The organism is Thiocapsa marina 5811 (assembly GCF_000223985.1).
Lineage (GTDB): Bacteria > Pseudomonadota > Gammaproteobacteria > Chromatiales > Chromatiaceae > Thiocapsa > Thiocapsa marina.
The window spans coordinates 158,829-180,687 of the sequence record NZ_AFWV01000006.1; the positions used below are offsets into that span (position 1 = coordinate 158,829).

At 64.1% G+C, this 21,859-nt stretch carries 19 protein-coding genes; 13 read left to right on the top strand and 6 right to left on the bottom strand.

The window, feature by feature from the left end:
* Nucleotides 1-129 precede the first annotated feature (129 nt).
* The 13 genes from THIMADRAFT_RS10190 to THIMADRAFT_RS10250 all read left to right on the top strand — a co-directional run bounded on the left by THIMADRAFT_RS10190 (nucleotide 130) and on the right by THIMADRAFT_RS10250 (nucleotide 16,213).
* Nucleotides 130-816, top strand: coding sequence for a Crp/Fnr family transcriptional regulator (locus THIMADRAFT_RS10190; protein WP_007192945.1), 687 nt, complete (start codon nucleotides 130-132; stop codon nucleotides 814-816).
* 126 nt (nucleotides 817-942) lie between these two features.
* Complete coding sequence (locus tag THIMADRAFT_RS10195; RefSeq protein WP_007192946.1) at nucleotides 943-1,122, top strand: YgaP family membrane protein; 180 nt, start codon at nucleotides 943-945, stop codon at nucleotides 1,120-1,122.
* Nucleotides 1,123-1,699: 577 nt separating this feature from the next.
* Nucleotides 1,700-3,418: a sensor histidine kinase gene (locus THIMADRAFT_RS10200; protein ID WP_158308376.1), complete on the top strand. Its 1,719-nt coding sequence runs from the start codon at nucleotides 1,700-1,702 to the stop codon at nucleotides 3,416-3,418.
* A 7-nt stretch (nucleotides 3,419-3,425) separates the two neighbouring features.
* Nucleotides 3,426-4,022, top strand: coding sequence for a response regulator transcription factor (locus THIMADRAFT_RS10205; protein ID WP_233490223.1), 597 nt, complete (start codon nucleotides 3,426-3,428; stop codon nucleotides 4,020-4,022).
* A gap of 433 nt (nucleotides 4,023-4,455) precedes the next feature.
* A complete protein-coding gene (locus tag THIMADRAFT_RS10210) occupies nucleotides 4,456-4,833 on the top strand; it encodes a response regulator (RefSeq protein WP_007192949.1) in 378 nt (125 codons plus the stop codon).
* 193 nt (nucleotides 4,834-5,026) lie between these two features.
* On the top strand, nucleotides 5,027-6,988 hold the full coding sequence (locus tag THIMADRAFT_RS10215) for a sulfatase-like hydrolase/transferase (protein ID WP_007192950.1): 1,962 nt from the start codon (nucleotides 5,027-5,029) through the stop codon (nucleotides 6,986-6,988).
* Between the two features lie 236 nt (nucleotides 6,989-7,224).
* A complete protein-coding gene (locus THIMADRAFT_RS10220; RefSeq protein ID WP_007192951.1) occupies nucleotides 7,225-8,541 on the top strand; it encodes a haloacid dehalogenase-like hydrolase in 1,317 nt (438 codons plus the stop codon).
* Between the two features lie 85 nt (nucleotides 8,542-8,626).
* Nucleotides 8,627-8,911 (top strand): hypothetical protein, encoded by a 285-nt coding sequence (locus THIMADRAFT_RS10225; RefSeq protein ID WP_040730871.1) that lies wholly within the window; start codon nucleotides 8,627-8,629, stop codon nucleotides 8,909-8,911.
* A gap of 181 nt (nucleotides 8,912-9,092) precedes the next feature.
* Nucleotides 9,093-9,506, top strand: coding sequence for a DUF1134 domain-containing protein (locus THIMADRAFT_RS10230; protein WP_199484232.1), 414 nt, complete (start codon nucleotides 9,093-9,095; stop codon nucleotides 9,504-9,506).
* Nucleotides 9,507-9,622: 116 nt separating this feature from the next.
* Complete coding sequence (locus THIMADRAFT_RS10235) at nucleotides 9,623-10,456, top strand: lipid-binding SYLF domain-containing protein (protein WP_007192954.1); 834 nt, start codon at nucleotides 9,623-9,625, stop codon at nucleotides 10,454-10,456.
* Between the two features lie 16 nt (nucleotides 10,457-10,472).
* Nucleotides 10,473-12,803, top strand: coding sequence for a tetratricopeptide repeat protein (locus THIMADRAFT_RS10240; RefSeq protein WP_233490224.1), 2,331 nt, complete (start codon nucleotides 10,473-10,475; stop codon nucleotides 12,801-12,803).
* 379 nt (nucleotides 12,804-13,182) lie between these two features.
* Nucleotides 13,183-14,805: an arylsulfatase gene (locus tag THIMADRAFT_RS10245; protein ID WP_007192956.1), complete on the top strand. Its 1,623-nt coding sequence runs from the start codon at nucleotides 13,183-13,185 to the stop codon at nucleotides 14,803-14,805.
* 316 nt (nucleotides 14,806-15,121) lie between these two features.
* The gene (locus THIMADRAFT_RS10250) at nucleotides 15,122-16,213 is read left to right on the top strand and encodes an AraC family transcriptional regulator (RefSeq protein ID WP_007192957.1); all 1,092 of its coding nucleotides are present in this window, start codon (nucleotides 15,122-15,124) and stop codon (nucleotides 16,211-16,213) included.
* Nucleotides 16,214-16,469: 256 nt separating this feature from the next.
* Here THIMADRAFT_RS10250 and sbcB read toward each other — a convergent pair whose 3' ends face one another.
* The 6 genes from sbcB to THIMADRAFT_RS10280 form a co-directional block, all read right to left on the bottom strand.
* Nucleotides 16,470-17,924 (bottom strand): exodeoxyribonuclease I, encoded by a 1,455-nt coding sequence (sbcB, locus tag THIMADRAFT_RS10255; protein WP_007192958.1) that lies wholly within the window; start codon nucleotides 17,922-17,924, stop codon nucleotides 16,470-16,472.
* A 386-nt stretch (nucleotides 17,925-18,310) separates the two neighbouring features.
* A complete protein-coding gene (gene rplS, locus THIMADRAFT_RS10260; RefSeq protein WP_007192959.1) occupies nucleotides 18,311-18,655 on the bottom strand; it encodes a 50S ribosomal protein L19 in 345 nt (114 codons plus the stop codon).
* Nucleotides 18,656-18,676: 21 nt separating this feature from the next.
* The gene (gene trmD, locus THIMADRAFT_RS10265) at nucleotides 18,677-19,426 is read right to left on the bottom strand and encodes a tRNA (guanosine(37)-N1)-methyltransferase TrmD (RefSeq protein WP_007192960.1); all 750 of its coding nucleotides are present in this window, start codon (nucleotides 19,424-19,426) and stop codon (nucleotides 18,677-18,679) included.
* Nucleotides 19,427-19,545: 119 nt separating this feature from the next.
* A complete protein-coding gene (gene rimM, locus THIMADRAFT_RS10270) occupies nucleotides 19,546-20,055 on the bottom strand; it encodes a ribosome maturation factor RimM (protein ID WP_007192961.1) in 510 nt (169 codons plus the stop codon).
* Between the two features lie 46 nt (nucleotides 20,056-20,101).
* Nucleotides 20,102-20,371 carry a 30S ribosomal protein S16 gene (gene rpsP / locus THIMADRAFT_RS10275; protein ID WP_007192962.1) on the bottom strand — a complete coding sequence of 90 codons (270 nt, stop codon included), beginning with the start codon at nucleotides 20,369-20,371 and terminating at the stop codon, nucleotides 20,102-20,104.
* A gap of 272 nt (nucleotides 20,372-20,643) precedes the next feature.
* A complete protein-coding gene (locus THIMADRAFT_RS10280) occupies nucleotides 20,644-21,852 on the bottom strand; it encodes a toxic anion resistance protein (protein ID WP_233490225.1) in 1,209 nt (402 codons plus the stop codon).
* Nucleotides 21,853-21,859: the final 7 nt, after the last annotated feature.

Here is a 21,859-nt window from a genome sequence, read left to right on the forward strand (position 1 = left end):
GGTGCTCGGGGTGATCGGCGTCGTCACGACGTACTGCACCGAAGACGCCGGAGCCGCCGGTGATGCGGCGTCTCGGCATACCTTCGGCGCAGCCTGTCCCGATGGGGGTGTCGGCCCGGAGATCGGTGCATGATCGGTGATCCGTGGCAGCGCCAACGTCTTCTCGACACCTTCCCGTTTCTGCACGAGACACCGGAGGCGTTCCGCGCCGAGCTGTTCGCTCGGGTCACCTTGGTCCGGCTGCCGGTCGGTCAGCTGATCTGTCACGACGGCGACCAATGCACGCAGCTCCCCTTGGTCCTGACCGGAACCGGTCGTGTCTACAAGCTCGGTGAAAACGGTCGGGAGATCACCCTGTATCGCGTTCATCCGGGCGAGAGCTGCGTGGTCACCACCTCCTGCATCCTCAGCGGGCGGGCCTTTCCGGCCTTCGCCGTGTGCGAGAGCGCGGTGGAGGCGGTCGTCGTGCGACCGGCCGAGGTCCGCCGCTGGATGGCCACGTCGGAGCGGTGGCGTGAATACGTCTTCGGCTTGATCGCGGGACGCTTGCAGGAGGTCTTCGGCGTCCTCGATGCGGTGCTCTTCCAGCGGTTGGATCAACGCCTGATCGTCTATCTCCTGGGCCTGAGCGAAACCGGCTCGGAGCGAGAGATCCACATGACGCATCAGGCCCTCGCGGTAGAGCTCGGATCCTCGCGCGAGGTCATCAGCCGGGTTCTCAAAGGCTTGGAGTCGCAGGGACTGCTGCGCACGACACGCGGCGTCATCGAGCTGCTGGACATTCCGGCGCTCGAGCTGCGGGCACGGGAGGTCTGAGCCGGCGCGCAATCCGTCGCTTGGTGACAAAGTCACTGAAGCGCCGGATCCCTCCGATTATTCTTGTATGACATCCTCACCCGATCGGCCGAACGCGCCGGTCTCCACAACAGCAGAGATCATCCTATGACCCCGAATGTCGGAACACTCGACCGCACCCTCCGTATCATCGCCGGCGTCGCCATCGTCGGCTGGGGCGTCTATGCCCAGAATTGGCTCGGCGCGATCGGGCTGGTGCCCCTGGCCACCGGACTCTTGCGCTGGTGCCCCGTCTATCTGCCGCTCAAGCTGAACACCGGCAAATAGACTCGCCTCTCGAGACAAGCGCCGAAACGACCCGCACGGTCGCCAAGCCACGCGGCTCGTCGACGGGCGCACAATACCCGTCCGAATGAAGGTCGGCGACGCGACAGAAGGCTGCTCCGGTTCCGGAGCAGCCTTTTTTCTTATCGGAAATTCGGCAATCGGAACCGTAACAGCGCAAAGGACGCACCACTGCTGTTGTCGTGGTTTGTGAGCCAGGCTTTGCCCATCTTGGGTCTTTGTCATGCAGGCAAAGAAGGTTGACGGTATCCTAAGACGCGTGAGACCAATCCCATACGGTCAAGCACGGCGGGGCCGCGATGTTGAGCCGATCTGCACCCTCCAGCGCTGGCGCAACAGGTTGTTCGGCTCTTTGTTCCGCGCTTTGTTCGGCTTAGGCCAGGTAAGCCCGATGCGGATCGCTGCACTCTTCGCTCTTTTGTTCATTTCCCCCGCGCTGCCGGCCCAAGATCGCGGCGAGCCCTACCGGGTGCTCGTGTTGCATTCGCACGGAAGCAGCCTGCCCGCGAACACGGACTGGCACAACGGTATCCTGCGGGGATTTGCCTCGGCGCCTGACATGCAAGTCCAAATCGATGTCGAAGCGCCTGATCTGACGCGCGTCGACGACGCAGACTACGTCGTTGAGCTGCGCCGCAGCTATGCCCTTAAGTATCGCGACTACCGGCCTGATCTGGTCATCGCAACCTACACGCCGGCATTCCTGTTTCTGTTGAAAGACGGAGAGGAGCTGTTTTCTGGTGTGCCGATCGTGTTCTGCGACGCGGATGGCCGCATCGTGGGCGCGCACAAACTGCCGGAGACCATGACCGGCGTCACTTTCAATGCCGACATCGCAGGCACGCTGGAATTGGCATTGGCGCTGCATCCCGACACCGAGCGGGTGGCCGTAATCGTCGGGACCGGTGCGTATGGCCAATGGTACGAGCGCCTTGCAGAACAGGCATTTCAATCACTGAAGACCCGCCCTGACCTTGTCTGGTTGAAGGGTCTGCCGTTGAACGAGCTCTTGGAGGCGGTCAGTCGGCTGCCGGCCCGAACGGTGATCCTCTACCTGGTTCAATATCAGGACCGAGCCGGCAATGCCTACACGCCGCATAGCATCCTTCGCGATGTCGTCGATGTGGCCAGCGTGCCAACCTATGGCCTCTGGGATACCCTGATCGGTACCGGTATCGTCGGCGGTCGCATGATTACTCTGGAGGACGACGGATTTCGCGCGGCACAGATGGGCGTGCGCATCCTTCGGGGCGAAGCGCCGCACGCGATACCTGTGGTCAACCGGCTGCACAACCCGGCGATCTTCGACGCCCCGGCGCTTGCGCGTTGGCGGATCGACGACGACCGATTGCCCGCGGGCAGCCGCATCCGCAACCGCCAACCCTCGCTGCTGCAGGAACATCCGGGCGCGATCGCTACCGGGGCCCTCGTCATCGCCTTGCAGGGGATGCTGATCGCGGCCTTGTTCGTGAATTGGAGACGCTTGCAGCGAACCGAGCGCGCACTGCGCGACGAGAACGCCCGGCGCAAGCAGACCATGAGCGACATGATCGCACTGCGCGCAACACTCGCCCGATACGGCAAGCAGCGCAGCCTCGGCGCGATGGCCACGGCCATTGCTCATGAGATCAATCAGCCGCTGATCGCGATCCAGAACTACGCCCAGGCGGCGAAACGGCGCCTGGGCAGCGGCAACGATCAAACCTCCAAGCTGCAAGCCTTGTTCGAGAAGATCGAGGGCCAAGCGACGCGGGCGGGTGACATCACCCACAAGGTGCGGGCATTCATCAGTACCAAGCAGGTCGCCCTGGAACCGCTGCCGCTCTGCGCGACCTTGCAAGAGGCGGTCGGGATGATGGAGCTGGAGACCGAGCGGCGTGGCTGCCTCATCGACTGCACGTCCGCCGGAGAGCTCCCCGCCGTCCTTGCCGACGGCCTTCAGGTCCAATTGGTGTTGGTCAACCTGCTGCAGAACGCGATTCAGTCGGTCTGCGGTGACGAAGCGAGCGATCGCCGTGTGCGCGTCCACGCCGAAAGGATCGACGGCGACGTCCAGGTCTGCGTCTCGGACCGGGGACCCGGGGTACCATCGGCGCAGGTCGAGGCCATCTTCGAACCGCTGCATTCCACTAAGAGCGGCGGCATGGGCATGGGCCTGTCGATTTGCCAAGAGATCATTGAAGCCCACGGCGGACGACTTTGGTACGAGCCCAACCCCGCTGGCGGTGCGATGTTCTGCTTTACGCTGCGCGTAGCGAGCCATGACAACAACAGCTAAGCAAACGGTGTTCATCGTCGATGACGACGATGCGGTGCGCGACTCCATACAGGAATTGCTCGAGTCCGTCGGTCTGCGCGCCGAGGGCCATGCCTCCGGTCAGGCGTTCCTGAACGCATTCGAGCCGGAACGCCCGGGATGCCTGATCCTCGATGTGCGGATGGCGGGCATCAGCGGTCTGGCGGTGCAAGAACGACTCAACGCGCTGGGTACGACCCTGCCGATCATCATGCTCACCGCCCATGGCGACGTCCCCATAGCGGTCCAGGCCATGCAGGCCGGGGCCGTCGATTTCCTGCAGAAGCCCTACCGGGACCAGGCCTTGTTGGATAGCGTCAATCGGGCGTTGGGGCTGGACCTTGGCGCGCGACGATCAGGCACCGGGGACGGCGATCTCGCCCAGGGTCTCAGCTTGTTGACGCAGCGCGAACGCGAGGTGTTCGACTACTTGCTCAAGGGCGGCACCAGCAAAGAGATCGCCCGCGAACTGGATGTCAGCCATCGCACTATCGAGGCCCATCGCCAGAATCTGCTGCGAAAGCTGGGCGTGAGCTCCGTCAAGGAGTTGCTTGCGTTGGCGCTGGCGTCGCGGCGGGAACGCTAGGCGGACAGAGCGCGCGCAAACCTGGTTTCGTGCCCTGAACCGATCCGCACGGGTTCGCTCAGCGCGTTGTCCGTGGCTGTTTCTCCCGGTGACTACGTACGTAGGACGCGTAGTCAATCGTATGTCCCTACTGCCTACGCTCCTCTATCGTCAACCCAGACAAGAATTCCGAGCGCGGTGCTGCCAACGCGGTAAGGCCGGCCTGCCAATCAAAAAGCGCGCTATTGGCGAAGGGTTGTTTCATCGCCGCTGCAGGAGTGATCTAGACCCGTCGCAGATGGGTTTTCGGGAAAGCGAGGTGCGTCCCTCGTGCCCGAGAGCAAGGCACACCGACGAGTCATAGCCGCCCTATGGCGAGGAGGTGTAACGCAGCTATCGGGTGCGAGGGGCGTGCATCGCGGCCGAAAATTCATTTGTGACGGGTATGAGCCCCATGCCAACAGTGACGGTGTCTGTGGTCAGCGCTGACCCCGCCATGCGCGCCTATCTCGCTGATTTGCTGCGCTCCGCGAGCCTGCGCAGCAAGGCGTTCACCGATCTGCAGGCTTGCCTCGATCATGTCGGCTCAGACCGGATCGGCTGTCTGCTTGTCGATATGCCGGCCAATGATTCCGGTGGCTCCGAGCCGAGCCAGCTCGCCGCCGCCTGCGTCCGAATGCCGACGCTGGTCATCGTCGATCGCGGCGACGTCCCGCAGGCAGTCAGCGCCTTGAAGGCCGGCGGGTTGGTCATCCTGGAGAGGCCGGTCACACGCGCCGACCTGTTGGCTGGCATCCGAAGGGCAGGGTCCGACGAGCGGTTACGTACGTAGTCTAGGTGGAACGGCCAATGGGAATGTCGGCAGGCGTGGGGTCAAATCACTTCGCGCCGGGGTCGTCGCAACGGCTGTATGCCACGGTGTCAGTGGCAGCGATCCCGCAATCGAAGACGTACCGCGAACCGATGCCCGTACCGCGTTTGAAGGCGGAACAATCAGCTTTATCAGTGAATTGGAGCATACTGCGATGATTGAAAATCCTGAGCCAACGGCGCGTCTGCGCGCCAAGGTTCTTGCCGCAACAGTGGCCGCTATGTTGTTTGGCGCTAGCGTGGCTGTGGCGGCAGAAACCGACCCCATCGCCGGCGCCAGAGGCGACTACGACGCTGCCGCAGGCACGTACACCGTCGGCGCGGGCGATAACCTCAGCGCCATCGCAAAGCGCTTCGGCACGAGCGTCGGCGAGCTGGAGACGGCCAACGACTTGCGCTCCGACGACCTCGCCGTGGGCCAAGAGCTGAAGGTGGCTGCCGCGGACGCAGGGGACCGCGACAGCCAAGCAAGCACCGCCGAAGCGACCGGTGACAAGCCCAACATCTTGTTCATCATGGGCGATGACATCGGCATCATGAACGTGGGTGCCTACCATCAGGGGCTCATGGTCGGCGAGACGCCCAACCTCGACCGCATCGCGAATGAAGGTGCGCGGTTCATGACCTACTACGCCGAGCAGAGCTGCACGGCAGGTCGCACCGCCTTCTTCACCGGCATGCATCCGCTGCGCGCCGGCATGGTCATGCCGCAGCTTCCGGGCGCCACCAGCTCGCTGTTGCCGGGCACGCCCGCGCTTGCCAAGTTCCTGCTGGATCTCGGCTACAACACCGGCGAGTTCGGCAAGAACCATCTCGGCGACAAATCGGCCTCGCTGCCCACGGCACATGGCTTCCAGGAGTTCTGGGGCTACCTGTACCACCTCGACGCCATGCAGGGGGTGAGCTTCCCGGATATCAACAGCACCTCGACCGATCAGACCGTTGTTCCGCCCTGTAAGAACACCCCGGTCAAGGGTCTGGCAGAGGTTCCCGGTGCCGTGGACCCGAAGACCGCGCTCTGCATGACCCCGCCGCGGCCGGTCATCCACTGTACGTCTTCGGACGGCACCGAAGAGAACCAGAGCTGCAAGGACGAAGGGCCGCTGACGCTGGAACGTTCCAAGACCGTGGACGAGGAGATCTCCGCCCAGCTCATCGACTTCCTCGAGCGCAACGACCCCGAGAAGACCGGCAAGCCGTTCTTCGTCTGGTACAACCCGGCGCGCATGCACGTCACGACCATGCTCTCGGAAAAGTATGAGGACATGCTGGGCCAGAAGGGCGGCAAGGACTGGGGCATCAACGAAGCCGGCATGAAGCAGATGGACGACAACATCGGCTACGTGCTGAAAAAGCTCGAAGACATGGGCGAGCTCGACAACACCATCGTCGTCTTCACCACCGACAACGGCGCCGAGACGATCACCTACCCGGACGGCGGTGTCACGCCCTTCAGAGGCGGCAAGCTCACCACCTGGGAAGGCGGCATGCGGGCGCCGATGCTCGTGCGCTGGCCGGGACACGTCGAGGCCGGATCGAATCCGGACCAGATCTTCTCGTCGCTGGACTGGGTGCCCACCTTCGTCAATATCGCCGGGGGGCCTTCGGGCGATGGGCTGAAGAAGCAGATCGAGGCCGGCGAGTATCCCGGCATCGTCAAGACCACGCTGGACGGCTTCGACCAGCGCGATTACCTCGAAGGCAAGTCGGATTCGGCACGCGACACCTTCTTCTACTACACCGGTAAAGATCCTTCGGCGGTGCGCTACAAGAACTGGAAGTTCTACTACACGATGATCTCGTCCAATGCGACGGAAGCGTTCGACCCCCCAACCACCTATCACTGGACCTATGTCAGCAACCTCAAGCGTGATCCCTTCGAGCGCTCGGTCGCGTCGGTTGATGGGACCCTCTTGGGCTACGGCGGCGCCTTGGCTGCTCCAAGCACGGCGTACATCTATGACTGGAACCTGCTGCCTATCGGACAGCTGCTATGGCTGAAGGAGCTCGAGACCTACCGGGACTTCCCCTCGCTGCAGATGCCGGCGAGCTACAACCTGGATCAAGTGATCGAGGCGATGCAGTCAGCGAAACACATCAGCCACGCGGGTGAGTAACGGCGCGAAGCGTCGCTGATGTGATGGACCGGGCGGCCCGCACGGGCCGCCCGCATCATCGGGAGGAAATCCTGTGGGCTGGGTTGAGCTTGCGAGACCCGGCCCTTTTCTTGTTTGCAATACCGCCGTTGCCGGGTTTCGTACCTCAACCCAGCCTACACCGACGACGGCATCTTCCGGAATGGGCGTGTTTTTTGACCCATGATGGCTGCATGCGATACAGAAGGTATCCACTCATGAAGACCCCCTCAATCCTGAGGCAACCCTTCACCACGCGGTTTCAGGCCGCCTGCTCGGTACTGGCGCTCACCGCCTGTCTGGCCTTCGGCAGCGCCCAGGCCGCCGACCAGGGGGCTCGCCACCACGCCAAGGGCGAATACGACACCGTTACCGCCATCTATGAGGTGGTCGAGGGTGATGAGCTGATTGTGATCGGCGAACGCTTCGAGGTTCCGCTGGACAGCCTGAAGGCAGAAAACGACCTCAGCTCGGACGTCATCAAGCCTGGTCAGAAGCTGACCATCACGACGGGCGCGCCGACCGTCTCAGCCCCTGTAACAGCCCCTTTATCAGCTCAGGAAAAACAACCGGCGCTCGCAGCCGCTGAACCGCTGTCCTCTTGGAACGACGGGCCGGCTAAGCAGGCGATTATGGCCTTCGTGAAGGAGACCACGACGGAGGGAAGCCCGCAGTTCGTGCCGCCGGCAGAGCGCATCGCGACCTTTGACCAGGACGGCACACTGTGGGTCGAGCACCCCATGTACAGCCAGGTCGTCTACTGCCTGGACCGGGTTCCGGCGGTGGTCAAGGCAAAACCTGAGCTGGCGCAGGTGGAGCCTTTCAAGACCGTGCTGTTCGGCGACCGTGAGGCCATCGCCAAACTCTCCACAGACGACCTGTTCAAGATCCTCGCCGCCACGCTGACCGGCATGGATGTCGATGAGTTCAAGGCCGAGGCGGAGAAGTGGCTCGCAACCGCCAAGAACGCGCGCTGGGATCGGCCCTACACGGATCTCACCTACCTGCCGATGCAGGAGGTGCTGGAGTACCTGCGCGCCAACGGCTACAAGACCTACATCGTCACCGGCGGCGGTCAGGACTTCGTTCGGGTGTATTCCGCGCCCGTTTACGGGATCCCGCCGGAGCAGGTGGTCGGCAGCGCCGGGGAGACCAAGTACGGCTATCGCAAGGATGGCCAGCCGTTTCTCACCAAGGAACCGAAACTGCTCCTGGACAACAACGATGCCGGCAAGCCCGAGGGCATCCATCTGATGATCGGGCGTCGGCCCCATGCCGCCTTCGGAAACTCGACCGGCGACCGTCAGATGCTGGAATACACCAAGGCCGGTGACGGCGCGAGGTTGTCGATGATTCTGCTGCACGACGACGCCGAGCGCGAGTACGCGTACGGACCGGCGCAGGGGCTGCCCGACACCCGAGTCGGCACCTTCACCCAGGCGCTGTACGACGAGGCACAGAAGCAGGGCTGGATCGTGATCAGCATGAAGACCGACTGGAATCGGATTTTTGCGTTCGACGAAAGTCAGAACTGAGCAGGCCGGCTCCGTCGTTCCTTACGAACAATGCCCGACTCCTTCTTGCCGAGGCACCCATTGCCTCTACCCGAAGACTGAACTCATGAACAAATCATTCAATCCATGGCGTTCGCTGGTCTGGGCTTTGGCCATCACATGGCTGGGATGCGCGCCCGCGATGGCCGAAATGAGCGCAACGGAGCTCGCCAAGCTCGCTCAGAACCCGGTCGGCAATCTCATCAGCGTGCCGTTTCAGAACAACACCAATCTGAACTATGGGCCGGAACGGGGCACGCAGAACATCCTCAATATCCAGCCGGTGATCCCGATCTCGATCAACAAAGTTTCCCAAATAGGTACTCGACGGCTTGGAGGTGGGCACGATTAGAAAGATCTGAATCCAAATTCATCCCGTAGCCACCGGGATGCCGGAACAACGCGTTCTTCAAGCGAGAAGACGAATGGGTGGGTCCTTGACCTACACGGCAGTCTTCAACCGATTCAATAACCTTTGAGCAAAGAGTAAAACAATGTTGTATTCCTATTCCAAAATGATCGGCGCGGTTGCCATGACCGCCATGATGCTTTTCGGCAGTCTGGCCGTCGCCGAGGACGCCAAACAGCCCGCTGGCACGATCACCATTCAAGAAAAAGAGCTCGGATTCATCCTTGGCGGCAGCAAGGGCAGCGGGACCTTGACATTCCAGGGCGAAGAGTACCCATTCAAGCTCAGGGGAATCAGTGTCGGGGCCAATGTCGGCATCTCCAAAATGAGTGCCTCCGGCGAGGTCTACGATCTAACCAGCGTTTCGGATTTCCCGGGAACCTTCACCAAGCTCGACGCCGGCGTCGCCTTGGGCGGTGGCATGGGCGGACTGCGCTTGAAGAACCAGAATGGCGTGATCTTGGTGCTGCGCTCACGCACCCAGGGCGTCGATCTCAATCTCGGAAGCATGAGCGGAATGACTGTCACGATGGAGTAGTGACCGCTCCCCGCAAGCTGTCTTCCATCTGACTGTCTGCCGCTTGCCCGTCCACGCATGCAACCGGGGAATGCAATCGGGCAAGCGGCATCGTTTGAACCGTGCGAGGAGAACCGATGCCCGATCACCTGTCCGCCGGCCGGCGCCCCGCCACCCGCCCGTTGCCGACAATGTTGTCTGCCACCCGGAGCCTGGCCCCGGTTGTGATCTTGGCCTTGGGCCTCGGCGCGCTCGGTGCGACCGCTGAGGCGCGCGCCGATTCACTGTTCGGCGACCTCAAGGCTAAGGCCGCCGCCGCTGCGCAGAAGGCGGGCGAGGCGGCCGGCGATGCGGCGCACAAAGCCGGCACGGTCGCTGGCGATGTCGCGCACAAGGCCGGGGAGATCGGCGCCAAAGCGGTGGAGCACGTCGAAGCCACCACCGAGGAGGCCGTGCAGGATCTCAGCGACGGCGACACCCCGGACGGCACCCGCGCCAAGCTGGACCTGATGGCGGCACAAACGCTGGACCGGCTGCTTACCGAACGCCCCGACGTGGCGCCGCTGCTGGCGGCCAGCGACGGCTATGCCGTGTTCGACACCCGCCAGATGCAGCTCGGGCTCGCGGGCGGCTACGGGCGCGGCGTCGCGGTGGAGAGCGACTCGGGCGCGCGCACCTACATGCGTATGGGCAGTGCGGGCGTCGGTATCGGGTATGGCTTCGGCGGTTTCGATACCCAGCTCGTAATCCTGCTGCAGACGCCCTTCGCCTATCACAAGTTCGTCACCCAGGGGCTCGATGCCACCGCGGAGGCGGGCAGCATGGCGGGTGACGAGCAAGAGCGCCTGGCGCTCGGGTTCGAGGACGGTCGCGCCGTGTTCGTGCTCACCAACAAGGGTTGGAAGATCTCCGCCAAGCTCACCGGCACCAAGTACTGGCCGGACGAGGCACTCAATGCACCCAACAGCTAGACCGACCCGGCGGCAGATGCCGCACGTCATCGCGGCAGTCCTGGGCCTCCTGTCGCTGTCCGGTGTGCCGGCGCTCGCGGTCGACGAGGTCGCCGCCGACGGCTATGTCGGCAGCGCGCGCTGCGGCAGCTGCCACGCCGCCGAGCTCACCGCCTGGCGCGGCTCCCATCACGACCTAGCCATGGCCGAGGCGACGCCGGAGAACGTCCTCGGCGACTTCGACGATACCGAATTCACCGCCCACGGCGTCACCACGCGCTTCCACCGTGACGGCGATGAATTCCGGGTGGACACCGACGGCCCGGACGGCAAACCTGCGAGCTATGCCATCGCCTATACCTTCGGCTGGACGCCGTTGCAGCAATACCTGATCCGCTTCCCCGACGGGCGGCTGCAGGCGTTGGGCATTGCATGGGATTCACGCCCGGCGGACCAGGGCGGCCAGCGCTGGTTCCACCTCTACCCGGACGACGCGGACTACGGCCCCGATCACCCGCTGCACTGGACCAACCGCGACCAGACCTGGAACTACCAGTGCGCCGAGTGCCACTCCACCGGCCTGCACAAGGGCTACGACCTGAGCACGGACGCCTACACCACCACCTGGGCCGAGATCGACGTCGCCTGCGAGGCCTGCCACGGCCCCGGCGCCGCGCACACAGCGCAGGCCGAGGCCGCCGCGGCGGGCAATGCCGATGCCTGGGACGCCCACAAGGGCCTGGCGCCGGACCTCGCCGACCGCGACAACGCCACCTGGGTGCAAGACCCGGAGACCGGCCTGCCGCACCGCGAGCCGGCCCGCGTCAGTCATGCCGAAGTCAACACCTGCGCCCGTTGCCACGCCCGCCGCGGCCAGCTCCACGTCCCCTACACCCCGGACGCACCGCTGGAGGACACCCATCGGCTGGCCTTGCTCGGAGATGGCCTCTACTACGCCGACGGGCAGATCCAAGACGAGGTCTTCGTGCACGGCTCCTTCATCCAGAGCCGCATGTTCCACCAGGGCGTCACCTGCAGCGACTGCCACGACCCGCACTCGCTGCAACTGCGCGCGCCCGGCAACGCCGTCTGCGCCCGCTGTCATGCACCCGCGCGCTATGACAGCGCCGAGCACCATCATCACCCGATGACCGCTGCCTCCGGCGCCAAGGGCAGCGGCACCGCCTGCGTCGACTGCCACATGCCCGAGCGCAACTACATGGTCATCGACGCGCGCGCCGACCACAGCCTGCGCGTCCCGCGCCCGGACCTCGCCGCGGCCCTGGGCACCCCCGACGCCTGCACCGGCTGCCACACCGAGCTGACCCCGGCACAGGCGGCGGCGCAGGTGCAGACCTGGTACGGCACACCGAAGCGCCCGGCGCACTTCGCCACCGCGCTGCACGCCGGCCGCAGCGGAGCACCGGGCGCCGCGGCAAAGCTCGCCGAGCTGGCCGTGGATACCGAGGCGCCCATGATCGCCCGGGCGACGGCTCTCGACCTGCTCGCCGAGCTGTCACAGCCCGTTGATCCTGCCCTATTGCAAGCACTCGCCGAGTCCGATTCCCCGCTGCTGCGCTCCGCCGTCGCCGGCGCCCTGGAGCGCCTGCCGCCGCAGGACGCGCTGAGCATGGGGCTTGATCTGCTGAACGACCCGACGCGCCTGGTGCGTGTCGACACGGCACGCTCGCTGGCCGCCTTCGCGCGGCTGGAGGCAAACGTCCCCGGCCGCGAGTCCCCGCTGCGCAAGGCCCTCGCACCGGCGCTGGCGGAGTACCGCGAGTCCCAGCTCACCAGCGCCGAGCGCCCCGAGTCTTGGCTCAACCTCGGCGTGCTCGACAGCCTGCTGGGCGATTCCGATGCCGCGGAGCGCGACTACCGCCAGGCACTGGCGCTCGACCCCGAATTCACCCCGACCTACGCGAACCTTGCGGACCTGTACCGCGCCCTCGGTCGCGACGCCGACGGTCGCGCCGTGCTGGAACAAGGGCTGGAACAGGCAGCGGACGACGCCGACCTGCTGCACGCCCTCGGCCTGTTGGAGATCCGCACCAAGCACCTTCCCGCCGCGGTGGACCTGCTTGGCCGCGCCGCCGAGCAGGCCCCGGATCAGTCGCGCTACGCCTATGTCCACGCCTTGGCGCAGGAAGCCGCCGGCGACCCGCGCGCGGCCATCGCCACCCTCACGGCGGCCACCGACCGCCACCCCAACGACGCCGACATCGCGCTCGCGCTGGTGAGCCTCAACGCCAAGGCCGGTGACCGGGACGCCACCATCGCCTGGGCGGAGCGTTACCTCGCCCGCTTCCCGGACCCGTCGGGGCAGGTCGGCGCGTTGCTGGCGCAGCTCAGGGGCGGTGCGGAGTAGCGTTCTTAGGAACGGTTCACTAATAACCTGCACAACTCTATCTATTGGTGGGCGGAGCGCAATCGGGGTCGCTATCGGAATCGGAATCGGAAAGGCACTGCTCGATCGTATTGTGGCCAAGCTGACGAAGCTCGGACAGCGTCGCTACGCGGTCCGCGAGGAGCTTGGCGAATACCGGAGCAGTCAGTTCGATACCATACCGATACCGATACCGATACCGATACCGATACCGATACCGATACCGATACCGATTAGATGGCTAGCGACACCCAAGTCGATAAGCTGTTTAACTTAATTCTTGCAACCTTACTCAGCGGCCGCCACCAATTCCCACGGCGGCTCCGTAATCACCTGCTCGTATCGTGAACTAGGAGAAATGATGAGGAAGACCCTGCTGAAACTCGTTCCACTGATGGCGTTGTCGGCCTGGATGCCCGGCGCAATGGCGGCCGCCGAAAGGCCCAACATCCTCGTTATCTTCGGCGACGATATCGGCATGTGGAATGTCGGCGCCTATACCCACGGCATGATGGGCCACACGCCGAACATCGACCGCATCGCCAAAGAGGGCATGCTGTTTACCGACCACTACGCGCACCCAAGCTGCACCGCCGGACGGGCCGCGTTTATCACTGGGCAACTGCCGGTGCGCACCGGCATGACGACCATCGGCATCCCCGGCTCGAAGCAGGGCCTGCAGAAGGAAGACCCGACACTGGCCGAGGTCCTCAAACCCCTTGGCTATGCGACCGGGCAGTTCGGCAAGAACCACCTGGGCGACCGCAACGAGTTCCTGCCGACCGTGCACGGGTTTGACGAGTTCTACGGCAACCTCTATCACCTCAACGCCGAGGAAGAGCCCGAGCAGCTCGACTACCCGGGGGTGAAGAATCCCGAGTTCAAAGAGAAGTTTGGCCCGCGCGGCGTCCTGCATTGCTGGGCGACGGACACCGACGACCCCACCGATGACCCCAAGTTCGGCCCCATGGGCAAGCAGCGCTGCGAGGACACCGGTGCGCTCACGCGCGAGCGCATGAAGACCGTGGACGGCGAGTTCCTGAAGGCGGCCGAGACCTTCATCGAGAGCAGCGTCAAGGAAGACAAGCCATTCTTCGTCTGGTTCAACCCCACCCGGATGCACATCTGGACCCATGTACCCACGGAGTACATGCAGAAGGCCGTCGACGAGGGACGCCCCGAGAACGATGTCTACCGCGCCGGCATGATCCAGCACGACGAAGAAATTGGCCAGTTGCTGAAGACGCTCGACGACCTGGGGGTTGCCGACAACACCATCGTGATCTACTCGACGGATAACGGCTACGAGCTGATGTTTTGGCCGGACGGCGGCTACTCGCCCTTCCGGGGCGAGAAGGGCACGACCTGGGAAGGTGGCGTGCGGGTGCCGATGATGGTCCGCTGGCCCGGCAAGATCCCTTCGGGGAGCGTCTCGAACGCCATCCAGAGCCATGAAGACCTGTTCGTCACGCTGGCCGCGGCCGCGGGCGAGCCGGACCTCAAGGACAAGCTGCTCCAGGGCGCGGAGATGGGCGGCATGACCTACAAGGTGCACCTGGACGGCTACGACAATCTCGATCTATGGACCGGCAAGACGGACACATCCGGCCGTAAGGACTACTTCTATTACGACGAGGCGACCCTCACCGGCGTGCGCGTGGGCGATTGGAAGATGCTGTTCGGGGTCAAGGAGAATGGGCTGTGGTGGGACCCGATCGTTTATCCGTCGGCGCCCTATCTCTTCAACCTGCGCATGGACCCCATGGAGCGCTTCGACCCCCTTTCCCACGAATGGGGCTATATCGGCCGCAAGTTCTTAGCCCAGAAGATGTGGACCCTGGTGCCGGCACAAGGGATTCTCGCCGAGCACATGCAGAGCTTGCAGGAATGGCCGCCGCGCCAACGGGCCGAGTCGCTGAGCCTGCAGAAGGCGACGGAGGCGGTGATGCGGCAGCTCGAGAACAACCCCGGCCAGGTCTGGTAAACCGATCCCAGCGGGTCCGATTGCCGGCGGGGAGTCCGGCAGTCGGGCCGGGATCATGTGTTTGCGGCACCTCGTTCAAGCGAGCGCAACCCGATCCGGGCAGGGCTCTGCCGGGCGCTTGAGCAGTTCGTAGGCTGGGTTGAGCTTGCGAAACCCAGCATTTCCGGGGCTTACGATACCGCCGATGCTGGGTTTCGTACCTCAACCCAGCCTACGAGCGATCTTGCACACGCGATCTGCGCTCCGGCTTCGGCGCCGAAAGAGTTCCTGATACTGCCACCGTCATTTGAGTCCCCGTGATTATCGATCTGCGGGGATGGCCCCCGTTCGTGCTCATCACGGAGACAGCGACCTGAATATCCCCGTCGTACGCGCGCAGCATCTGATCGACTATATCGGAGTCCTCCGAGACCTTGGTGTGCCGGTCGAGCGCGAGTTGGAGCGCTCGCGACTCCCTGTTGCGATTGAGGAAACGCCCAACGACTACGTCAGCCTGCCACGCGCCCTCGACTGGCTTTGGAGGTCGAGGCGTGAGTTTGGGGTCATGGAGCTTGGCTTCCTCGCGGGCCGCGCGGCTTCGCTTCGTTCGCTCCATCCCGATGTACAACGTGCAGTGACGCGGGCTTCTACTGGACTTTCCCGCATCACGGTCCTGTCCGACCGGGTGCACCAGGAGAGCAACGCCGTCAGGATCGGCATCCGCCGTGAAGGCATCGATCGACGCGTGGTTTGCGAAATACAGGGCTTTCGCAACAGTCCCCTTGTCGGGTTCGCCGAGTGGAAGGCGATCGCGGGAATCATCGGCGTGATGCGCAGTGCGGCAGGACCCGATTGGTGTCCGACCGAGATCACCTTCGTCTCGCGCGAGCGGCCCTCGGGGGCCGCGCTGGAGGCCTACGGCAAACCCCGCATCCTGACCGGTCAGCGGTACTGTTCGGTACTCGTCGCGGCGGCAGATCTTGCGCGGACCTGCATCGACCGCCGGTCAAGCTCCGATGGCGCCAAGGATCCGACGACTCCCTCGCGACCACCATCCGGCTTGAGCGACGCCTGGGACTTCCTGACCGGCCTGCGCGCGCTCATCCGTCCCTATCTCGCGCAGGGTCATCCGCCCCTGTCGTTGGCGGCCGAGATCGTTGGTATGAGCGAGCGCAGCTTGCAGCGTCGGCTGGCGCAACGCCGGACGACCTATTCCGCAATTGTCCAAGAGGCGCGTTTCTTGATCGCATCGGACCTGATGGCTGATTCCGACCTGAACATCGCCGACATCGCTTTTGCAGCAGGCTACGAGAACGCGTCGCATTTTTGCAGGGCATTCAAGCGGCTCACCGGCATGACGCCTCGCGACTACCGCTGCGCCGCGTGGAATAGAGTCACGGACGGTGTTGGTCATAAGACCGCCCGGTAGGGTGGACGAGCGCGAGCGAAGTCCACCGAACCCCGCGCCGGCGCTGGTGGACTGCGCTGCGCTTGTCCACCCTACAACCCAAAGTCATCGCAGTGGCCGGCGTTATGAGCATGGCCGTCACGGACGATACCCCTTCACCCCAAAAAGAGAGGTTGAACCGCTTTGTGTTCTTTGCGGCTCAACTGCTCTCGGAGCGGGCGCATCTGCCAGTCACGGGGTCTCGCCGGTTCGCTCCGAGACATCGTCAGGGACCACCTCAAGCCTCCGCGTCGAGCACCCGCTCGGCCCATTCGGCGAGGTCTTCGAGGATCGCAAGCTTGGCGGGATCACCGGCGTGCTGCTCGGCCAACGCGCTCAGGCACTGCTCGAATTGATCGATGACGATGCTGCCGCCCGCGGCGGGATCGGTGAGCCGGGCGAGGCGGAACAGGTCCCAGTCCTCGCGCTCTTCGGGCGTGAGGGTCTCCGGCCAGTTTCGGGCGCGGTAGCGCAACAGCATCTCGCCGAGACGCGGGTCTTGAAAGCTCGGCGCGTGATCGCCCAATTCGGCGGGGTCGAGTCTGTGGATTCCGTCCATGGCGCGGCGGTCGGCGTCCGAAAAGAATCCGCCCGAGTAGATCATCAAGTCGGGGTCGGTCTCTGTCGGTCCATCCGGGGCGCTATGCACCTCGCGAACCTTCATCTCGATCGCCGCGGCGCACTCGCGTAACCGACGCGCATGAGCGGCGACTGCCCCCGGATCGATCGACCAGCGGGCCGCCGCATCGGGCTCGAGGGTCTTCATCGGGGCCAGAACCGGCGCGCGGTTGACGTGAATCGTCTTCAGCGGGATCCGTTCGACGCCCTCGGGGAGTGACTTCGCAGGGCTAAAGAGTCGCGTCCGCAGCTCGTCCGCGGAGAGATCGATCAACAACTCGGGGGGTGCGCGCAGATCGACGCAGATTACCCCGTTGCCGTTGAGCGGATGCGCGCAGAGCGGCAGGACCGGCGCAATACAGCCTTGGGCGGCCGGATAACGCGCCGAGGCATGCAGGAGCGGCACACCCCGATCGAGCAGCTCGCGCACGCGCCGCTTATCCCGCAAGGTGAGGGCGTAGTCGAAGAGCTTGGGCTGGGCATGCCGTAGGCGGCGCGCCAGCGCGATGGTCGCGCGCACGTCCGCGAGCGCGTCGTGGGCCTGGCCGTGGTCGATCCCGTTGGCGGCGGTGAGATGCTCGAGCTTGAACGACGTGGTGCCGTCCTCGCGGGTCGGCCATTCCAAACCGCCCGGGCGCAGGGCGTGGGCAAGGCGCAGGGCATCGATCAGGTCCCAGCGCGAATTGCCGTTGCGCCACTCGCGCGCATAGGGATCGAGCAGGTTGCGATACAGCAGATTGCGCGTGATCTCGTCGTCGAATCGGATGCTGTTGTATCCGACCCCGCAGGTGCCGGGGACGCTCAGCTGCGCATTGACGGCGGCTGCGAACTCGGCTTCGATCAGCCCCGTGCGCTCGGCGAGCTGGGGTGTGATGCCGGTGATGAGACAGGCCTCGGGGTGCGGGAGGAGATCGGTCGAGGGACAGCAAAAGAACATGCTCGGCTCGCCGATCTCGTTGAGATCGGCGTCCGTGCGGACAGCGGCGAACTGGCACGGCCGGTCGCGACGCGGATCCGAGCCCCAGGTCTCGTAGTCGTGCCAGAGAAAGGTCGGCGCGTTCGGGCGACCGGCCACGCGCCTTAAACCGCGTCCAGCGTGAAATGCGTCATTTTCATGTTGTGTCGGGCTCGAGGATTTTTCCGACCTTAAACCGCGCCCAGTGCGGTATGCGATGTTATTGGATGGGATCGGCCTCGGCGGACTTCACGGCCGCTGAAGCCGGCGCGGTTTAAGGCATTAAATGTATTCTATTATTTTAAACCGCGTCCCCGCTGAGGATCGTGGATGCACCAAGCGTCGGGCTCACTCGAAAGTGAGCATCTCGCTCTGGACGCGGTTTAGTGGGGACGCGGTTTAAAATTTAAGAATTTAATACTTTAAACCACACCAGCTCCGACGGTTATCGGAGCTGGCGTGGCCAAATCAATCCAACAAACGATGCATACCACACCGGGCGCGGTTTAAATCTTCTCGCGGATACGCGCGCTCTTGCCGGTGCGGCCTCGAAGGTAGTAGAGCTTGGCGCGACGCACGTCGCCCTTGCGCTTGACTTCGATTCCGGCAATGACCGGGCTATGGGTCTGGAAGACGCGCTCGACCCCTTCGCCGTGGGACATCTTACGAACCGTGAAGGCCGAGTTCAGGCCGCGGTTGCGGATCGCAATCACCACGCCCTCGAAGGCCTGCAGACGCTCGCGGGCGCCTTCCTTCACGCGGACCTGCACGACGATGGTATCGCCCGGTGCAAACTCGGGGACTTCGGTCTTCATTTGCTCTGCTTCGAGCTGGAGAATGATGTTGCTCATGGTTTCCTTCGGCTCCTGTTCTCAACCGGCCTCATCGTCGTGACGGGACCGGACAAATTCATCGAGCAGCGCCTGCTCATGCTGATTCAAGCCGCGCCGTTCCAAAAGATCGGGGCGACGCCGGTAGGTTTGTCCGAGGGCCTGCTGCAACCTCCAGCGCGCGATCGCGGCGTGATCGCCGCCGATCAAGACCTCGGGCACCCTGCGCCCGTCGATCTCGGGCGGTCGGGTGTAATGCGGGCAATCCAGCAGCCCGTCGGTGTGCGAATCCTGGGCCGCCGAATCGGCGTGCCCGAGTGCACCGGGCAGCAGTCGAGTGACTGCATCCATCACCACCATGGCCGCCAACTCTCCGCCGCTCAGGACATAATCGCCGATCGACCATTCCTCATCGACGTGGCCCTCGATCAAGCGCTCGTCGACGCCTTCGTAACGCCCGGCGACCAGGATCCAACCGGGCCGGCGCGACAGCTCGACCATCGCCGCCTGGTCCAATACCCTGCCCTGCGGCGAGAGGTAAGCGACCCGGCTTTGCGGCGCCTGTGCGCGTGCGGCAGCGATGGCGTCTCGCAACGGCTCGACCTTCATCAACATCCCCGGGCCGCCCCCGTAGGGCCGGTCGTCGACGGTGCGATGCCGATCCCGCGTGAAATCGCGCGGGTTCCAGAGGTGCAGCTCGGCCACACCGCGGATCAACGCTCGCCCCGTGACCCCCTGATCGAGCAGGACATCGAAGAGCGCCGGGAACAGGGTCACGACATCGAAACGCATCGGGGATACCGGGACCGTCGTCGAGACAATAGCCTAAACAGGCACAGCTCCGAACCAAACCTCCCGTTCGAGACAACGCTCATTCGGGCTCATTCGACGGAGTCGGGACGGGGGACGCGCTAAAACGACGGATCCCAGTCCACCAGCATCCGTCGCTGCTCGAAATCGACATCCTTGACCACATCGCCCCAAACGAAGGGCAAAAGACGTTCTCGATCACCCTTGACGACAATGACATCATTTGCGCCGGTCGCGAAGAGATGATCGATCGAGCCAAGTGCGACACCCTCGGTCGTCTCGACCGAGAGCCCCTCGAGATCCACCCAGTAAAACTCATCGGGCGACGGCGGCGGAAGCTGATCACGGACGACGGCGATGTCTTGCCCGACGAGTGAAGCCGCTCGGTCGCGGTCGTCACAGCCACGCAGGCTAACGACGAGGCCCTTGCCGTGCCGCTTGCCTTCGCTCACGGCCCAGGTCGCCGCATCGGCGCCGAGCAGCCATGGCGAATAGCTCAGGATGCCCTCCGGCGGATCCGTCTCCGACATCACCTTCAGCCATCCGCGCACGCCGTACACACCGGCGATGTGTCCGACGACGATACGCGTCGAATCCGGTTGTCCGGGCATCGATCGGGGCGTTTCGAGTCGGCTGCGCGAGGTGCGATCGTTCGGACTAGGCAGCGACTGCGGTTGCCGACTCTTCGCGAGCGGCTTGCTTCAGAAGCTGCTTGACGCGGTCGGTCGGCTGCGCACCGCGCTCGACCCAATACTGCGCACGCTGACGATCGATACGCAGCTCGACCTCGCCGCCGCGGGCGAGCGGATTGAAAAATCCGAGGCGCTCGATGTAGCGTCCGTCACGCTTGGCGCGGATGTCGGCGACAACGATCTGATAAAAAGGGTTCTTCTTGGAGCCACCCCGAGACAAACGAATCGTAACCATGTGCTGTCCTGGACCCAGACGATTTGACGTTGCGGGAATGGCCCCGCAGGTAAACGCGCAAATATACAGAATCCGGTGAAAAATGGAAGCGCTTATCACGCATCCGGGCCGGAATCGCATCACCGAGACCGGCAAGGCGAGGTCTGATCTCCCGAACGTGGCCTTCGATGTCGCCGACATCGATCCGAACGCCGCGGGAGGGCACCGAGACAAGGTGCTCGACAGACTCCACCATGATTCATTCGATGGTCCGTTCCGTCCGCCCGCGGGCTCTATCCATCGGACCGGCGCGCGCTCGCGGAGGTCAGGGTGCGACGCAGATCGGCCTCGAGACGCTCGAGCTCTTGGCTGGCGACGGCGCGGGCGCGTTTGCCCTCGTCGGCGATCGCCAAGCTCTCCTCGATCGTCTCGATCAGCGTTTGGTTGGCGTGCTTGACCACCTCGATGTCGAAGACGCCGCGCTCGATCTGGCGGCGGGCCTCGGCGTTCGCCGATTTGAGATTGTCGGCATTGGCTCGCAACAGGTCGTTGGTGAGATCGGTGGCCGCCCGGATGGTGTCGGCCGCCTCGCCGGAACGGTAAATGGTGACGGCTTGGGCCAACTGTTGGCGCCATAGGGGAACGGTGTTGACCAGGGTCGAATTGATCTTGTTGATGAGACCCTTGTCGTTTTCCTGGACCATGCGGATGCTCGGTAGGCCCTGCATGGTGACCTGGCGGGTGAGCTTCAGATCATGGACGCGTCGCTCCAGGTCGTCGCGGGCGCCGCGCAGATCCTTCAAACGCTGGACCTCGACCATGTCTTTGCTGGTCTCGACCTGCGCGGCCAAGCCGGGGATGGCCGACTCGTCGAGCTCGGCCAGTTTCGCCTCCCCTGCCGCGATGTACTGCTCCAAGGTTCTGAAATAGTCCAAATTGGCGGCATAGAGCCGGTCGAGCGCGGTCACGTCGGTCAGAAGCTTGGTCTTGTGCCGCTCCAATTGCCCGGAGATGGTCTCGATCTGATCGCGTACCGCCTCGTATTCCTGCAGGAACTTGACGACCGGCCGACCTTTCCCCGTCAGACGCGCCAAAAAACCGGGTTTGCGGTTCGGATTGAGATCATCGACACGAAAGCCCTTGAGCGTCGTCACCATGTCGCTCAGCGCGGCCCCGGCGGGACCCACGTCCTTGGCCCGCACGCCTTCGAGCATTTGGTCCGAGACCTCGGTGAGGCGCTCTTGGGCCTTGGAGCCGAAGAAGAGGATGGAATGGGTGTCGTTCAGATCGAGCTCCTGCAGCAGGCGCCCGAGCTGCGCCTCGTCGATCTGCGGCAACTGAGCCTCCTCGGCAACCATGAGCGGCCGTTCATCCGCACGCGGCGGTTCGGCGCGGGCGATCTCCGCGACGGGCTCGGCTGTCGGCGCAGGCCGCGCACCCGTCGCTTGCCCCTGCGCGTGAGGATCCATCGCTGCAGCATCGCCTCGGTCTTGCTCGCTCACTCAATCT

Bases quoted from the DNA above. Each gene is read 5' to 3' on its own strand.
- THIMADRAFT_RS10195 (WP_007192946.1), top strand. From the start codon at position 943: ATGACCCCGAATGTCGGAACACTCGACCGCACCCTCCGTATCATCGCC.
- THIMADRAFT_RS10200 (WP_158308376.1), top strand. From the start codon at position 1,700: ATGCAAGTCCAAATCGATGTCGAAGCGCCTGATCTGACGCGCGTCGAC.
- THIMADRAFT_RS10230 (WP_199484232.1), top strand. From the start codon at position 9,093: ATGACCGCCATGATGCTTTTCGGCAGTCTGGCCGTCGCCGAGGACGCC.
- THIMADRAFT_RS10220 (WP_007192951.1), top strand. From the start codon at position 7,225: ATGAAGACCCCCTCAATCCTGAGGCAACCCTTCACCACGCGGTTTCAG.
- trmD (WP_007192960.1), bottom strand. From the start codon at position 19,426: ATGCGTTTCGATGTCGTGACCCTGTTCCCGGCGCTCTTCGATGTCCTG.
- rplS (WP_007192959.1), bottom strand. From the start codon at position 18,655: ATGAGCAACATCATTCTCCAGCTCGAAGCAGAGCAAATGAAGACCGAA.
- THIMADRAFT_RS10190 (WP_007192945.1), top strand. From the start codon at position 130: ATGATCGGTGATCCGTGGCAGCGCCAACGTCTTCTCGACACCTTCCCG.
- THIMADRAFT_RS10225 (WP_040730871.1), top strand. From the start codon at position 8,627: ATGAACAAATCATTCAATCCATGGCGTTCGCTGGTCTGGGCTTTGGCC.
- rimM (WP_007192961.1), bottom strand. From the start codon at position 20,055: ATGCCCGGACAACCGGATTCGACGCGTATCGTCGTCGGACACATCGCC.
- THIMADRAFT_RS10240 (WP_233490224.1), top strand. From the start codon at position 10,473: ATGCCGCACGTCATCGCGGCAGTCCTGGGCCTCCTGTCGCTGTCCGGT.
- THIMADRAFT_RS10235 (WP_007192954.1), top strand. From the start codon at position 9,623: ATGCCCGATCACCTGTCCGCCGGCCGGCGCCCCGCCACCCGCCCGTTG.
- THIMADRAFT_RS10250 (WP_007192957.1), top strand. From the start codon at position 15,122: ATGGCCCCCGTTCGTGCTCATCACGGAGACAGCGACCTGAATATCCCC.
- THIMADRAFT_RS10245 (WP_007192956.1), top strand. From the start codon at position 13,183: ATGAGGAAGACCCTGCTGAAACTCGTTCCACTGATGGCGTTGTCGGCC.
- THIMADRAFT_RS10215 (WP_007192950.1), top strand. From the start codon at position 5,027: ATGATTGAAAATCCTGAGCCAACGGCGCGTCTGCGCGCCAAGGTTCTT.
- THIMADRAFT_RS10210 (WP_007192949.1), top strand. From the start codon at position 4,456: ATGCCAACAGTGACGGTGTCTGTGGTCAGCGCTGACCCCGCCATGCGC.
- rpsP (WP_007192962.1), bottom strand. From the start codon at position 20,371: ATGGTTACGATTCGTTTGTCTCGGGGTGGCTCCAAGAAGAACCCTTTT.